Here is a 14,271-nt window from a genome sequence, read left to right as displayed (position 1 = left end):
TTTTGAATCAATGAATAACAATATTATTTGGGGGATAGTATTATTAGCGCTGAGTTTGTTTTTTAAGCCATTATTGGCGATGGTGGGGCTGAATGAAAAGTTGTTAGGATTGTACTGGCAAGGTGAAACTGTGTTTTCATTGAGTCCATTCTTAGTTCGGATTATTCTTGCAATAATTGGGATTATCATGCTTATCATCGGTGGTATGCAAGCTGCAAAGCAGAAGAATACATAGTGAATTCTAGTGGTTCCACACTTTCTTTTTTACGCGTTTATCAAATGTCCCGAAAATTCTAATAAAATCAACAAAATTAGTTTACCTATGTCCCACAAAGTTCCCACTGAGCACTTAAAGTTTGCCGCGATCATTTTGTGCTCAAATGGGGTATCAAATAAAGTCCAAAAAAAGAAGGGCCTGTGCACAATATCTGCAGGCTCTTCTTTTTTTTGGGCGGACGGCGCAGCCGTTTCAGCTTGTACCATTGACATTATAGGAGGCAAAAGATAAGATACAGGTTATTATTCGTAATAATTACTATTAAATATCGAGGTGGTTGTAGAATCTTCATAAACAGCAGCTTCAATTCATGATTAGGATTCAGGCCGGCAGTACAAAGCAGCCCGATTTTGGGCTATAATGAGAATAGTTCTCAATTAAAAAATGATGCGTTGTATATATGAAAGAGGTGAAAGCGACATGAAGGTGGGGGAAGCAGATTGGTATGATATTGAAAGCCTGCAGCCCAGGCATAATGCACTCGCGGAAGGACTGAACGGCTTATATCGTCCGCATTCGACAAAGAGCAGTCTACAGATTCCGGAGCAGTTCGGTGAAGGTTACTGGGAGCGGTTCAGGGTCAGTTCCGCTATTGAGATTACTGTGTGTGAGTTGTGCTTCCTTGAGAACGTCGAGATGCGCAGCAGCGAACAGAAGGGCACCTTCAAATGGAGCTACTGCCTGGGTGCGCCGATTGAGTGGCAGGTCCGGACATCGAACCGTGATTATCGCCTTAACCACGGGGAACTTTCTGTATTCGGGCATCAGCCGGCGGATTGTGTGGGGATGTATCAGGCCGGAATGCCGTATTACGGAATTACCGTCAAGGCAGATCCGTATTTATTCGAACCAGTGCGCCAACTCAGTAGTGAGGCTGGCCGGCAGGAGCCTTTTCAGACGCATACCGCTACTCCGCTGATGCAGCGGATCTTCCAGGAGATGCTCCGCTGCAGCTTTGAAGACAGCCTCAAGCGGATCTATCTTGAAGGGAAGGTTATGGAGCTGACCGCTGTATATATGCATGAAGCGCTGGGCAGACCTGTGGTGCGTTCAGCTCTGTCCAGAACCGATATCGATTCGCTCCTTAGGGCCAAAGAGATTCTGGATCATGACCTGCTTGCTGCTCCCGGCATCCAGGAGCTCTCTAAGCGGGTATGTCTTAACGAAAACAAACTGAAAAAGGGCTTCAAGCAGCTTTTTGGCATGCCGGTTCATGCTTATATTATTGATAGCAGACTGAAGGCTGCGTATCGTCTACTCGAAAACGGCTCATCCACAGTAACTGCTGCAGCGGTTATGACGGGCTTCAGCAATCCCAGCTTTTTTGCCGAGAAGTTCCGCCAGAAGTATGGCTCCGTCCCCTCACGCTACTTCGGCAGAGCCTAGCTGTATCAGAATAATCCGTTTCTGTATGCCAATCCTCCCGATTCGGGTGTCGGATAAAGTTGTTTTATGCGATAGTTACAATTGATAATGATTATCAATTAACCGCAGGGAGAGATTCGAAATGATCAAAGCAAAAAGACTTCAAACCAAGGATTACATATTGATCGGTATCTTCAGCATTCTAATTTATGCGGTCAATGCCATTGTTGGCTCCATATTGACCCCTGTAATAGGAGCGGCGGCTATGCCGCTCATTGCTGGTTTTTGTCTCTTTTTCTCAGCGGTTGTGTACCTGGTCATGGCGATGAAGGTTGCTAAAAGAGGGGCTCTGCTAGTGCAAAGCATTGTTAACGGACTGGTGTATACCCTGATGGGAGTTCCGCTGATGCTGGTATTCTTCGCACTGGCCGGGCTGTTCGGTGAAGCTGTTCTGTTCTGGGGAGACGGAACCCAGTACAGAAGACTGACCAGACAATCACTTGCGTACGCGGTCTACGGCTGCTTCTATGGCATGGGCACCACGGTAACCATTTATGTCTACGGCAGCGCTTATCTCTCCGGCATGTTTGATGCAGATACGCTGGATAGAATGTTGTACTTTGCTTACTCTCCGGCATGGATTTCTGCAAGCATTATGTTTGCCTTCGGAATGACGCTGCTCGGCAGCGGCTTCGCCTCCAGGCTGCTGAACAAGCATTTCATCAAAGCGGGTGTCATCCGATGAAAGGTAATTCCGAGGCGCTGGGACTGCTGAAGACTGTATCCGGCAAAAAAGGGCTTCTGGTTACAGCCAGCATCTTCACCATACTCTCCAGTCTACTGCAGGTCGTTCCCTTTGCAGCGGTATACCGCATCATCGAGGAGCTGCTGCTTCATGCCCAGGATATTGGCGGAATTAACAAGAACCTGGTTGTGCAGTGCGGGATTATCGCCTTACTGTCGCTGCTGGGCTCCTTAATTACCCTCTATATCGGAGGGATGTGTTCGCACATCGCCGCATTCAACATTCTTTATGAGCTGCGGGTACGGCTGTCCGACCATGTAGCCAAAGTGCCGATGGGTTATCATACCCGGACTGCTACCGGAGAGCTGAAGAAGATTATTGAGACCAGTGTAGAAAAAATAGAGAAGTTTATCGCCCACCAGCTGCCTGATCTTGTAGCAGCGGTGATTGTCCCGCTGCTGCTTCTGGGGTATTTGTTCTGGTTGGATTGGGTTATGGCACTGGTGCTGCTGCTGCCGATCGGGGCAGGCTTCTGGCTGCAGGCCAGAGTGTTCGGGAGTGAAGGCGGACAAAAGGTGTACCGGGAGTTCCAATATGCTGTAGAAGAGATGAATGCAACGGGTGTGGAGTATGTGAGAGGCATGCCTGCTGTCAAGGTGTTTGGTATTACCGCAGATTCCTTCTTGACCTTCCGGGACGCGGTGACCCGCTACCGCGATATTTCCCTGCGGATTACGAACCTGTGCAAAACCTCGTACAGCCTGTTTTTTGTTATTATCGGCTCGTTGTTTGTCTTCGCAGTACCTGCAGGCATTCTGCTGGCAAGCGGAGAGGCTGGCAGCCAGTCGTTCGCTGTTACGATGATCTTGTTCCTGCTCATCAGTCCGAGTCTGTCAGCTCCGCTGCTGAAGCTGCTCTTTCTGGGTGGGGGCATGAGAGAAATCGTTGAAGGCAACAAGCGAATTGAGGCGGTGTTTGCCGAGAAGCCGGTAAGTGAACCGGAGTCGCCGCGGCTTCCCTCCGGATATGATATCACTTTCGATGACGTGTCCTTCGCCTATGAACCCGAGGATAGTATGAATTACAAGCAAATCCTGTCGGGGATCAGCTTCACGGCCAGAGCCGGCGAAATGACAGCGCTGGTGGGGCCGTCAGGGGGAGGCAAGTCGACGATTGCTAGTCTGCTACTGCGTTTCTGGGATGTGCAGCAGGGCCGGATAATGATCGGCGGCGTGCCTGTTCAGGAGATGGGCACCGAGAAGCTGATGGATACAGTCTCCTTCGTATTCCAGGATGTGCACCTGTTCTACGATACGATTGAGGAGAATATCCGCATGGGCAATACCAGGGCAACGAAAGAAGAGGTTATCGCTGCAGCCAAGACAGCCTGCTGCCATGAATTTATCGGGCGGCTGGAGTCCGGCTACGATACCAGAATCGGGGAAGGCGGCACCTATCTGTCGGGCGGAGAAGCCCAGCGGGTGGCCATCGCCCGCGCGCTGCTCAAGAATGCCCCGATTCTTGTGCTGGATGAAGCAACGGCCTATGCCGATGCCGAGAATGAACGGAAGATTCAGCAGGGGCTGGCAGAGCTGGTCAAAGGCAAGACGGTGCTGATTATCGCCCACCGCCTGTCTACGATCCAGGGGGCTGAACAGATCCTTGTAGTGAAACAAGGTCAAATCACAGAACGGGGAACCCATGAGGAGCTGAGGGCGGACAAAGGCCTGTACGAACAGATGTGGCAGTCGCATATCGCTGCCGCCAAGTGGAGACTGGGGGAGGAGACAAAGGGATGAACCAATATTTCCATAATATTTCGGGCGGTAATACGCGCAGCCTGCTGCCTTCCGCTTTTGCTGCCATTCTGGACGGCATCGCCAAGGTTGTACCTGCCGCTCTGCTGGCAGATATCTTCAACACGATCTATCTCTCCTTCGCTGAGCCGGAAACCGGCCTGAACCTTGGCCGGATGTGGACCGTAAGCGTGATTCTGCTGATCTGGCTGGTTGTGGAGTATGCGGCCTATTCCTATCTGTACGACAAAACCTATACAGCAGCCTACGGCCTGGCTGCTTCCGGCCGGCTCAGCCTGGCGGAACACATCCGCCATCTATCCCTGGGCTTCTTCGGGCGGCGGGACCCGGGAGATATTACGAACCTGCTCTTAAGCGATTATGGACAGGTGGAGCAGACCATTTCGCACAATGTGCCGCAGCTGATTAGTGCGGTCATGCTGCCGGTGCTCGCGCTGGCCGGCCTGCTCTTCGTGGATTGGCGGATGGCGCTGGCGATGTTCGCAGCCATGCCGTTCGGTGTTCTGCTGCTCTGGCTGACCGATTCACTGCAGGCTCGCTTAAGCGAGAATCATGTACGGGCCAAGAATGAAGCGGCCAGCCGTCTGCAGGAATACCTGTCGGGAATACGCGAGATCAAAGCCCACAATATGGGCGGCAAGCGTTTTGAGCGGCTGCGCCTGTCCTTTGATGAACTGAAACGGGCGTCTATCCGGCTGGAAGGCATCATGGGCCCGATGATTATGGGGGCGATGCTGCTCACCCGCTCCGGCCTCACGCTGATGATCGTGACCGGGAGCTATTCGCTGGCCGGGGGCAAGCTGACGCTGCCTGTCTTTCTGCTGTTTCTGCTGGTCGGGACCAAAGTCTTCGAGCCGCTTACGGTTGTGCTGATGAATTACGGCGAGATACGTTATTCGGCCTACAGTGCGCGGCGGATTATGGACGTCCGGCAGGAGCAGCCTCTGCAGGGAAGCGGAAGTATTCCTTCGGGTGCGCCGATTGTATTTGATCATGTGACCTTCGGATATGATGCAGGGAAACCTGTGCTGAAGGACCTTTCTTTCACGATTCAGCCGCATACGATTACGGCACTGGTAGGACCGTCAGGCAGCGGGAAAAGCACGGTTACCCGTCTGATTGCCAGGTTCTGGGAGATTCAGAAAGGCACAATCTCTATCGGGAGTCAGCCGCTTAGCGGCGCTGATCCGGAGCAGCTGCTGTCCGAAATATCAATGGTGTTCCAGGATGTGTACCTGTTCCAGGACACGATCGGCAACAATATCCGGATCGGTAATATGAAGGCTACCCAGGCAGAGATCGAAGCTGCGGCCATGCGGGCCTGCTGCCATGAGTTCATCACCGCACTGCCCCAGGGCTATGACACTCCTGTAGGTGAGGGCGGCTCCACTTTATCGGGAGGTGAGAAGCAGCGTGTATCCATTGCCCGTGCACTGCTGAAGGATGCATCGATTGTACTGCTGGATGAAGCTACGGCTTCGCTGGACCCGGAGAATGAGACGGCTGTGCAGCAGGCGATCAATGAACTGGTGGCGGATAAGACCGTCATTCTGATTGCCCACCGGCTGAAGACGATACGCAATGCAGACAAAATTATTGTTCTCGATCAGGGGGAACTGGCGGAAGAAGGGACACATGAAGAGCTGCTGGAGCATCACGGATTGTATGAGAAGCTGTGGGATACCCAGCAGGGAGCTGAAGGATGGAGAGTGAAATAGCCAATGCGTGCAATTTTTGACCCGCGCACACAATTGCTTGTAGTGCTGGTCACGAGCGTGGCTGTCTTTTGGGCCGGTATGGATAAGGTCTGGATGGTTACCATCTTCATGGCCGCCTACCTGCTGGTACAAGGCATGTATGCACCGGTGGTGAAATATCTGTTTCTTGCTGCCCTGCTGATCGGGCTGCAGGAACTGTTGAACCGGGGCGGAAGCGGGGCGTGGAGCTCGCTGCGGTTCCTGACTTATCTGGGACTGCGGTTTATGCCAGTAATGATGGGGACAGGGTCGCTGGGCAGGGTCCCCTCCGGCAAGCTGATATCGGCGCTGGCATCACTTCGTCTGCCCAGAGGACTGCTTATTTCGTTAGCTGTCTGCTTCCGGTTCATGCCGGTGATCAGACTGGAATATGAAGCGATCCAGGTATCTGCCAAGTTAAGGGGAGTTTCCTTTACCTCACCTGTGAACTGGCTGCGTCCCTTGCGTACCTACGAATATACAATAATGCCGCTGCTCATGAGGAGCTTGAAGATATCGGATGAGCTGGCAGCCTCGGCAGCGGTAAAGGGAATAGATGATCCAGGCCCAAAAACAAGTATTCACCGCATTGCATTCGGGCTGCAGGATTACCTCGTGCTGGCGGCTTATGCCTGCTTATTGGCTGCTGTATTCTAGGACGGGGGAAAAGAATGGGGATACAAACGATAATTGAGCTGAATAACGTATCTTTTCAATACAATGATTCCTATGAACAATTAAGCGGGGTGGATCTGACAGTAGCGGAAGGTGAATGTGTTGTCATCACCGGACCGTCTGGAAGCGGGAAAACCACATTAACCCGGATGCTGAACGGACTGATTCCTAATTTCTATGAAGGTAATCTTACAGGCAGCGTCAAACTCAAAGGCAGGGATATCCATGAGATCGAGCCTTGGAGCTTCGGGAGGACGTCAGGCAGCGTATTTCAGGATTCCAGAAGCCAATTCTTCACTTCGGTTGTGGCTGACGAGATTGCCTTCAGCGGTGAGAATTACGGTCTGGATCCGGCGCTGATTCTTGAACGGGTAACAGAGCTGGCAGAGGAATTCCGTATCACAGGGCTGCTGTCCCGCGGGCTCCATAGGCTATCCAGCGGAGAGAAGCAAAAGACGGCCTTCGCTTCCGCCCGCCTCACCGATCCGGAGCTATTCGTAATGGATGAGCCCTCGGCCAACCTGGATATGGCAGCGACCAGGGAACTGGCCGGAATGCTGTCAGCCCTGAAGGCCAGGGGCAAAACCATCCTTATTGCCGAGCACCGGCTGTATTACCTCCTGCCGCTGGCGGACCGGATTATCTACATGGCCGGTGGACAGATTACCGCAGAATGGACCCGGGCCGGACTGCTTGCCCTGACTTCCGGACAATTGGACGCGTATGGTCTGCGTTCACCTGTAATTCCTGAAGGCGTGGCTAACTTCACAGTACGGCAGGCGGAGGATCAGGGGAGGGGAAGCCGGCAGGAGCACCAAGAGCATATCACGGTACAGCATGCGAATATTGCCCCTGGAAGATTTAAGCCAGCGGTTCTGGAGGACCTGAGCTTCGCACTGAACAGAGGGGAAATTGCGGCACTCGCCGGACCCAACGGTGCAGGCAAAACCACATTAGCCAGAACGCTTTGCGGCCTGCTCAAGGAACGGGAAGGGTTGATCCGGATTAACGGGCAGCCGTGCAAGCCCAATCAGCGTCTGCGCAAAATGTGGTTTGTGATGCAGGACAGCGATTACCAGCTGTTCTCAGACAGTGTGCTAAACGAGTTGCTGATGACCCATGAGGATGAGCCGGGTGCAGCCGGACGGGCGGAACGGTTATTAAAGGAACTGGATTTGTGGGAATATCGTGAACATCACCCGGCTTCGCTGTCAGGCGGACAGAAGCAGCGCCTAACCTTTGCGGTTGGACTGATGAACAGGCCGGACATGATCATTTTGGACGAGCCCACCTCCGGATTGGATGGAAGAAATATGCGCCGTGTAGTAAAACTAATCTGGGAGATGGCTGAATCCGGAGTAACTGTGCTCGTAATCACTCATGATTATGAGCTGGTATGCGGTGCCTGCGATCGGCTACTTCTCCTTGATAACAGAAAGCTGCAGGTGGATCTGGCGATTACTCCTGCTACGGTACCAGAGGTAATCCGGCTGATGCAAGCGGGAAAATAAAAAGAGTAGAACCTGCGGACAATGTCTGCAGGCTCTGTTCTTTTTTAATGGATGGTGCTTCAACTTGGAGAAGTTTTTTGGTGACGAAACCAAAAAACTCAAGGGGAGGAAGTCCCCTTTGTATATTCTCCAAGAAAGTCTTTTTTCTTCAAAAAATCGAATCCAAAGAACGACTGCCTATCTTTTTCAGCGCACTCGACCTGCGACCTTATGCGAGAAAATTGAGAAATCGCTCACCCCGAGGAGCAGATGGGCACTGTCGTCAAGGCATTCTTCGCGCGTTACTCGCGGCTCCCTTAGAGAACATCGATACGTTTAGCGGCCTACAACGCAGACTGGAGTTTGACATTCGTTTCCGTTACCAATGTGGGCTTCGGTTGGATCGTCCTGCCCCTTCCATTTCTACATTAAGCCGAGTCTTCGCCGGGTTGACTCACAAAGGCCTTGCCCAGCGGTTGTTTGAGGATCTTGTGGCTCAGTGTCAAGAGGCTGGAATCATCGACGGCACTCATGTAGCCATCGACAGCGCAGCCATTGAAGCCTACGAGAAAAAAAACCAAGCGAAAAAGCGAACTCACCGGCAATGCCAACTGGGGTGCAAAGTTTGACACCTTTGGCAACAAGGTCAAGTGGTTTGGCTATAAATTGCATCTGGCCGTCGATGCCAAGAGTGAACTTCCCATGGCGCTCAAGGTGACCCCTGCCCATGTGAACGACGGAGACGAAGGGCCTGCGCTTATGGCGCCTATCGCCTCGAAATCCAAAACGAAATTCTTCATGCTGGATGCGGGCTATGACCAAATGAAAAACTACAGGCAGCCCGGAGCGTCAAGGCACAAGCCATTATTCCGCTGAATCCCCGAAATGAAAAGGAACCGCCAGCAGGGATCACACGAAAAGGCACGCCCCGTTGTTCGATGGGTTTTCCCATGACGTATTGGGGACACGAAAAGGTACATTTGAAATTCCGTTGTCCGCATGCGACAGGTCAAGTGGATTGTCCTTTAGGCATGGCCGCTCGTCCTCCAATTATGTAATGGTGGTCAAAATCAACAGTCAAACGCATCTCCGGCACTGCGTTACCGCATCGTTAAAGCCGAGGCTGGAAGGAGCTTTACAAAGGAACGTCTGAAAACTAAATAACATGGTAAGATTTGATAAAACGAATGGGGCGTCAAGCATGATTCAAAGACGGTACGAAATAAGCGATGAACAGTGGGAACAAATTAAGGGCATGTTTCCACCCTACAAAACAGGACGTCCGTCAAAATTAAGTGAAAGAACCATGTTTAACGCTTTTCTATGGATCGCTTGAATGTATCTCGAAGAAGCCGGCACCATCGCATAACACCATGTTCACGCTTCGGGCATTCACCCCTCGGCCGGCAGGAGTAAGGAAGCAGATTCGACTGGAGTCATTCAGCTGCAGGGAAGCGGAATCAGCCGGACACATCCGCAGCATTACTAAATAATGAAAGGAATTAAGAATGAAAAGATATATTGAATTTTCTTTTTATCTACCGTTTTTTGATTTGATAGATGACATGTTTGAGGTATTTAGTTTAGAAGAATTAATGAGACAATTAAATATAAGATTTAATTTCATGGAATTATGTGACCAGTATTTATCATATGGCGAAGGACCTAGCAGAGCAGGAAAGGGAGATGTTTTTGTATTCTTTACAAAAGACGATAGGGATAGTTTTATATTAATAGATTTGTTTAATGACTTTACCGATCAGCATAACATGGTGAAATTAGGAGTCCGCTGTGAAATTAAACATGATAACGATAAGCGGATAAGGAATATACTTAATAATATACACTCAAGGGCAGAGATTAAAAGTAAAATAAAAGAGAGTAATGATGATTTACTGAAGTTAGAGATCAACAGCGAAGAGTATCCAAAAGAGATTCGTTATGGAGATCAAAAATACATAAAGAACATTTATTATAACAACATATAGACCTTATGCCACTAGTTCAAGAAGGCAGATACATCATATAACAACGTATTCAGACTGCATCCACACGTCCCTTGGTCTGTAAGAGGCTTTTCGGGGAAGTGAACTCAGCAGACAACACTGCACTGGCTAAGTCCGTCGGACCTCGGGCTACGCCCCTTAAGCCAGTGAGGGTTCGTGATCGTGTTTGAAAGCCACATTAGAGTTAAATACTTAATGTGGCTTTTCTATTTATAAAACTTTGGCATTATAACACTGTTCGATCCCACGACCAGTCTACAACTTTATTTTCATTATTCAGTTGTAGTATGACATTAAAGTTAGCAATTGGCATTAATGTGAGTAACTTAACAATATGGTTTGTGTCTTAAAAAAATAGATTGTAATTACTCATTTGAGCGACTTTTTTATGCTTACAAAGAGAAAAAGGTGTTCGGAGAAAATACAGTAGACTAGGAAAATAAAGTTGTAGACTGAGTACCTAACGATAATCCATTAAATAAATCCGATTGCGGGTACTTGGATGCCGCGCTAGCCGCTTACATCGCATTGGCCATATTGATTATCACCTACAGCAACCACCGTGCCGTCCGATTTAAGCCCGATGGTATGAGCGCAACCCGCGGCAACTGCCACAATATCGCGCCAGCCGCTTATATTACATTGGCCATACTCATTCCAACCCACAGCCGTCACCGTACCGTCTGATTTAAGGCCGATGGTATGATTACTACCCGCCGATATCACCACAATACCGCGCCAGCCGCTTACATCACATTGGTTACGCTTATTCCAACCCACAGCCGCCACCGTACCGTCTGACTTTAGCCCGACGGTATGAAGGTAACCCGCCGCAACCGTCATCATATCACGCCAGTCACTTACATTGCATTGGCCATACCGATTATTACCCACAGTAGTCACCGTGCTGTCCGATTTAATCCCGACGGTATGCCAGTCACCTGCCGCAACCGCCGCCATATCACGCCAGCCGCTTACATTGCATTGGCCTTCATTATTTCGACCCACGGCCACCACCGTGCCATCCGATTTAAGCCCGACGGTACGGCGCCAACCCGCCGCAACCGCCACAATATCGCGCCAGTCGCTTACCTCGCATTGGTCATGTTTATTCCAACCCGCGGCCACCACCGTGCCGTCCGATTTAAGACCGATGGTATGAGCATTACCCGTATGAGCATTACCCGCCGCAACCGCCACAATATCGTGCCAGCCGCTTACCTCACATTGGCCATATTTATTATCACCCACAGCCGTCACCGTGCCGCCTGATTTAAGCCCGACGGTATGGCGATAACCCGCCGCGATGGCGGCCGGCGCGCCGACCAGTGTGTCATATCTTTTAGGCGCAACGGTTTCCATAATCGAATCCCCCGTAATTCATAATTTTATAGATAGTATTGCAGAACCTTCCCGAATTTTCAACGATTCAGTGTGGCCGGTCACCTCACAGCTCGCCTCGGGCAACCGTCTGTTCTGGGAGACCTGATCGTGAATACCTCATATCTAAAGTCATTGATTATTTGCAGTAGACTTCTTATTCAATGTCATTAACAAAATCAGTCCGATGATACATGCTGTGCCAATCCATTGGAAAAATCCGAATGGCTCTTTTAACCAAAATACAGTTGTTAATATAGCGGCTAGTGGTTCCAAACTACCTAGAAGGCTTGTTTCTTTTGCTGAAAGACTCTTTAAACTTTCTATATAGAACCAGAATGCTATCATTGTGCCGAATAGAATAACGAAGATTAAGTATAAATAGGTTTCTAGCGTCCAGTTTTTAAAGTCTGACTGCCAAGGTGGATGGATAAGGCTTAATCCGAAACCACCGATTATCATAGCCCAACCAACAATGACGAGGGAATCGTACTCCTTCAAGAGAGGAATTGCGTATAGGGTATAAAAAGCTAGGGCTATTCCTGATAAAAGACCCCAAACTATTGAGATTTTTGGCACGGATAGCTGAGAGATCGAGCCGTTTGTTAGTAAGAAGAAACAACCAACTAAAGCAAAGCAAATAGTTACCCAATCATTTCGTGTTAAGACAATGTGTTTGCGAAGAATTAAATAGATGATAATCATTATAGGGGCTAAACACTGTAGTAGTGTTGCAACAGCAGCATTACCGGATTTGATTGATGCCATGTACGTGTATTGAACGGAGAGCATACCAACCAAACCGAAGACAAGGAGTTGGAAAGCTGTCTTTCTATTTTTCCATACACTGAATAGTTGTGAACGGTCTTTAATGAAAAACTGAACGGTTAAGAGTAAAGCACCAGCTATGAGCAAACGTGTTGCTACAAGCCAATTTACATCAATTGTGAATTGTTGAAAGAGTTTTTTTGAAACGGTACCACTAATCCCCCACAATATAGCCCCTGTTATAACAAGAAACAATCCTGTTCTTCTAGCTGATCTATCCATGATGATTCCCCACCTTAAAATATAATAATAGTGTTATAATAGGTGAAAAATCTTTTTAATTATATCTATATTGGATGTTAAAGTATAAATATATTGAGGTTGTGGTCATTTGCAAATTAAAAATTTCATGATTGATCAAAACTTAAAAGAGCTCACTGAGCATCGAACGGTCGTACTACCGGTTGCATGTTACGAAACAACGATTAGTCAAAATATAAATGGATATATACCGCTTCATTGGCATGATGAAGTTCAGTTTGTTCTGGTTATAAAAGGGGAAGCAATCTTTCAAATAAATGAAGATAAATTAGTAGTACCACAAGGTAATGGGGTATTTATAAATAGTGGCTGCCTACACATGGCCGAAGAAAAGAAAGAATCGGGTTGTGTCTATATCTGTTTAAATGTTTCTCCTCATTTCGTTTTATCACAAGAGCTGTATACAACCTATGTAACTCCTTATATTCAAGCGACTAATTTACCCTATTTATTTATAGATGCTAATAAGCCTTGGGGGAAAAATATATTAGATGCCATTATGAAAATAAATCAATGGATTCAACAAAAATCCCCCTACTTTGAAATCGATATTACCATGCACCTGACCCTAATTTGGAAAAACTTAATCATTAATGGCTTTCAATTAGAGTACGACCAGATGGAAATGGTAAAGAGCCATCGGATGAAGCAAATGTTGAGTTGGATATATTTGCATTATGCTGAAAAAATCACTTTAGATGATATTGCAAGAGCAGGCCAACTGAGCCGTTCTGAATGCTGCCGATATTTCAAACGAATGTTAAAGATAACTCCGTTGAATTATGTTATGGATTATCGAATACAAAAAAGCTTAGCCTTACTGCAACAAGCAGAATCTAATGTTACAGAAGTTGCCTATAAGGTTGGATTCAACAGCACCAGCTATTTTATAGAAAGATTCAGAAAGGAGATGAATATGACACCCTTAGCCTACAGAAAATCAAAAACGGATAATTACTAATGTTGTGGAGTGAAGTGCTTTTTATTAAGCAAACTAGGGTATATTAAATACATTAATAAATTTTATTTTAGGGGGATGACATGGAAGTTTTTGCAGAATATTTGGCGCAAATTGATAACCCGGTACATCGGGACCGTGTGGAAGTGGTTCTCGCTTGGGTAATCAAGAAATTTCCAAACCTAATGCCGAAAATTGGCTGGAATCAGCCTATGTTCACCGATCATGGCACATACATTATTGGCTTTAGCGTAGCCAAACATCATATGGCTGTTGCCCCTGAAATCGCAGGGATTCATCATTTTTCTGCTGAAATTGTGCAGGCTGGCTATGATCATACCAAGCAGTTGGTACGTATCCGTTGGGATAGTCCGGTTAATTTCTCATTGCTTGAGAAAATGATTGAGTTTAACATTCTGGATAAGGCAGATTGTTCAACTTTTTGGCGGAAATAAAGTCGTCAAGAAGCGAGCAAGCTGCTTGGATTTCAACATATTAAAGGTGAAGTGCTGAATGGAACAGCGCTTCACTTTTTTTTCTGGAAACTTGAGATTGTTTGGTATTAAAAACCGTTTGCTGATTGTATAATATAACAGAATATGTAAGCGTTTACTGAGTATAGGGATTTCATAAGGCACCCCATAGATTTGCAAGTTTGGTGAAGGGGGGGATGAATCTATTCGGAAAATAGAGCACGGGAAAGTGCAGCAAACCATTTAAGGAGGTAGCTTTA

14 protein-coding genes and 1 pseudogene are annotated in these 14,271 nt (G+C 48.0%); 13 read left to right on the top strand and 2 right to left on the bottom strand.

The features are described from left to right. The first annotated feature begins 10 nt into the window (after window positions 1-10). From NST07_RS30455 to NST07_RS30405, 11 genes and pseudogenes are all read left to right on the top strand, one after another. Window positions 11-235, top strand: a complete 225-nt coding sequence (locus NST07_RS30455) for a hypothetical protein (RefSeq protein ID WP_341096550.1) — start codon at window positions 11-13, stop codon at window positions 233-235. Window positions 236-697: 462 nt separating this feature from the next. Next, window positions 698-1,663, top strand: coding sequence for an AraC family transcriptional regulator (locus NST07_RS30450; RefSeq protein WP_341379889.1), 966 nt, complete (start codon window positions 698-700; stop codon window positions 1,661-1,663). Window positions 1,664-1,784: 121 nt separating this feature from the next. Beyond that, window positions 1,785-2,387 (top strand): MptD family putative ECF transporter S component, encoded by a 603-nt coding sequence (locus NST07_RS30445; RefSeq protein ID WP_341096547.1) that lies wholly within the window; start codon window positions 1,785-1,787, stop codon window positions 2,385-2,387. Further along, a complete protein-coding gene (locus NST07_RS30440) occupies window positions 2,384-4,186 on the top strand; it encodes an ABC transporter ATP-binding protein (protein WP_342480710.1) in 1,803 nt (600 codons plus the stop codon). The genes NST07_RS30445 and NST07_RS30440 overlap by 4 nt, the downstream gene beginning before the upstream one ends. Next, window positions 4,183-5,922: an ABC transporter ATP-binding protein gene (locus tag NST07_RS30435; RefSeq protein WP_341096543.1), complete on the top strand. Its 1,740-nt coding sequence runs from the start codon at window positions 4,183-4,185 to the stop codon at window positions 5,920-5,922. The genes NST07_RS30440 and NST07_RS30435 overlap by 4 nt, the downstream gene beginning before the upstream one ends. Window positions 5,923-5,925: 3 nt before the next feature. Next, window positions 5,926-6,597 carry an energy-coupling factor transporter transmembrane component T gene (locus NST07_RS30430; protein WP_341096541.1) on the top strand — a complete coding sequence of 224 codons (672 nt, stop codon included), beginning with the start codon at window positions 5,926-5,928 and terminating at the stop codon, window positions 6,595-6,597. Between the two features lie 14 nt (window positions 6,598-6,611). Beyond that, the gene (locus tag NST07_RS30425) at window positions 6,612-8,126 is read left to right on the top strand and encodes an energy-coupling factor ABC transporter ATP-binding protein (protein WP_341096540.1); all 1,515 of its coding nucleotides are present in this window, start codon (window positions 6,612-6,614) and stop codon (window positions 8,124-8,126) included. Window positions 8,127-8,173: 47 nt separating this feature from the next. Continuing rightward, window positions 8,174-8,734 (top strand): transposase, encoded by a 561-nt coding sequence (locus NST07_RS30420; RefSeq protein ID WP_341096539.1) that lies wholly within the window; start codon window positions 8,174-8,176, stop codon window positions 8,732-8,734. Continuing rightward, window positions 8,661-8,981: a transposase gene (locus tag NST07_RS30415; RefSeq protein ID WP_341096537.1), complete on the top strand. Its 321-nt coding sequence runs from the start codon at window positions 8,661-8,663 to the stop codon at window positions 8,979-8,981. Before NST07_RS30420 ends, NST07_RS30415 begins: the two co-directional genes overlap by 74 nt. 325 nt (window positions 8,982-9,306) lie before the next feature. Further along, window positions 9,307-9,432: pseudogene (locus tag NST07_RS30410) on the top strand (IS5/IS1182 family transposase); the annotation flags it as partial. A 181-nt stretch (window positions 9,433-9,613) separates the two neighbouring features. After that, window positions 9,614-10,093 carry a hypothetical protein gene (locus tag NST07_RS30405; protein WP_341096535.1) on the top strand — a complete coding sequence of 160 codons (480 nt, stop codon included), beginning with the start codon at window positions 9,614-9,616 and terminating at the stop codon, window positions 10,091-10,093. A 528-nt stretch (window positions 10,094-10,621) separates the two neighbouring features. On the opposite strand, the gene NST07_RS30400 is transcribed toward NST07_RS30405, so the two are convergent. Together NST07_RS30400 and NST07_RS30395 are read right to left on the bottom strand one after the other, a co-directional pair. Beyond that, window positions 10,622-11,473: a chromosome condensation regulator gene (locus tag NST07_RS30400; protein WP_342480709.1), complete on the bottom strand. Its 852-nt coding sequence runs from the start codon at window positions 11,471-11,473 to the stop codon at window positions 10,622-10,624. Window positions 11,474-11,623: 150 nt separating this feature from the next. After that, a complete protein-coding gene (locus NST07_RS30395) occupies window positions 11,624-12,541 on the bottom strand; it encodes an EamA family transporter (RefSeq protein WP_341096531.1) in 918 nt (305 codons plus the stop codon). A gap of 115 nt (window positions 12,542-12,656) precedes the next feature. Between NST07_RS30395 and NST07_RS30390 the strand changes: the two genes are divergently transcribed. Together NST07_RS30390 and NST07_RS30385 are read left to right on the top strand one after the other, a co-directional pair. Beyond that, window positions 12,657-13,541 (top strand): AraC family transcriptional regulator, encoded by an 885-nt coding sequence (locus tag NST07_RS30390; protein WP_341097791.1) that lies wholly within the window; start codon window positions 12,657-12,659, stop codon window positions 13,539-13,541. An 80-nt stretch (window positions 13,542-13,621) separates the two neighbouring features. Then, a complete protein-coding gene (locus NST07_RS30385; RefSeq protein WP_341096529.1) occupies window positions 13,622-13,993 on the top strand; it encodes an iron chaperone in 372 nt (123 codons plus the stop codon). Window positions 13,994-14,271 lie beyond the last annotated feature (278 nt).

Origin of the sequence: Paenibacillus sp. FSL L8-0340, assembly GCF_038593145.1 — a bacterium.
Classification (GTDB): Bacteria; Bacillota; Bacilli; order Paenibacillales; family Paenibacillaceae; genus Paenibacillus_AQ.
Note: the sequence above shows the minus strand (reverse complement) of the source record. Positions and strands in the feature narration are given on the sequence as shown.

What these genes read in the sequence shown, in the direction of transcription:
- NST07_RS30385 (WP_341096529.1), top strand. Translation starts at nt 13,622, where the DNA reads ATGGAAGTTTTTGCAGAATATTTGGCGCAAATTGATAACCCGGTACAT.
- NST07_RS30455 (WP_341096550.1), top strand. Translation starts at nt 11, where the DNA reads ATGAATAACAATATTATTTGGGGGATAGTATTATTAGCGCTGAGTTTG.
- NST07_RS30445 (WP_341096547.1), top strand. Translation starts at nt 1,785, where the DNA reads ATGATCAAAGCAAAAAGACTTCAAACCAAGGATTACATATTGATCGGT.
- NST07_RS30400 (WP_342480709.1), bottom strand. Translation starts at nt 11,473, where the DNA reads ATGGAAACCGTTGCGCCTAAAAGATATGACACACTGGTCGGCGCGCCG.
- NST07_RS30430 (WP_341096541.1), top strand. Translation starts at nt 5,926, where the DNA reads ATGCGTGCAATTTTTGACCCGCGCACACAATTGCTTGTAGTGCTGGTC.
- NST07_RS30450 (WP_341379889.1), top strand. Translation starts at nt 698, where the DNA reads ATGAAGGTGGGGGAAGCAGATTGGTATGATATTGAAAGCCTGCAGCCC.
- NST07_RS30405 (WP_341096535.1), top strand. Translation starts at nt 9,614, where the DNA reads ATGAAAAGATATATTGAATTTTCTTTTTATCTACCGTTTTTTGATTTG.
- NST07_RS30440 (WP_342480710.1), top strand. Translation starts at nt 2,384, where the DNA reads ATGAAAGGTAATTCCGAGGCGCTGGGACTGCTGAAGACTGTATCCGGC.
- NST07_RS30395 (WP_341096531.1), bottom strand. Translation starts at nt 12,541, where the DNA reads ATGGATAGATCAGCTAGAAGAACAGGATTGTTTCTTGTTATAACAGGG.
- NST07_RS30435 (WP_341096543.1), top strand. Translation starts at nt 4,183, where the DNA reads ATGAACCAATATTTCCATAATATTTCGGGCGGTAATACGCGCAGCCTG.
- NST07_RS30425 (WP_341096540.1), top strand. Translation starts at nt 6,612, where the DNA reads ATGGGGATACAAACGATAATTGAGCTGAATAACGTATCTTTTCAATAC.
- NST07_RS30420 (WP_341096539.1), top strand. Translation starts at nt 8,174, where the DNA reads ATGGATGGTGCTTCAACTTGGAGAAGTTTTTTGGTGACGAAACCAAAA.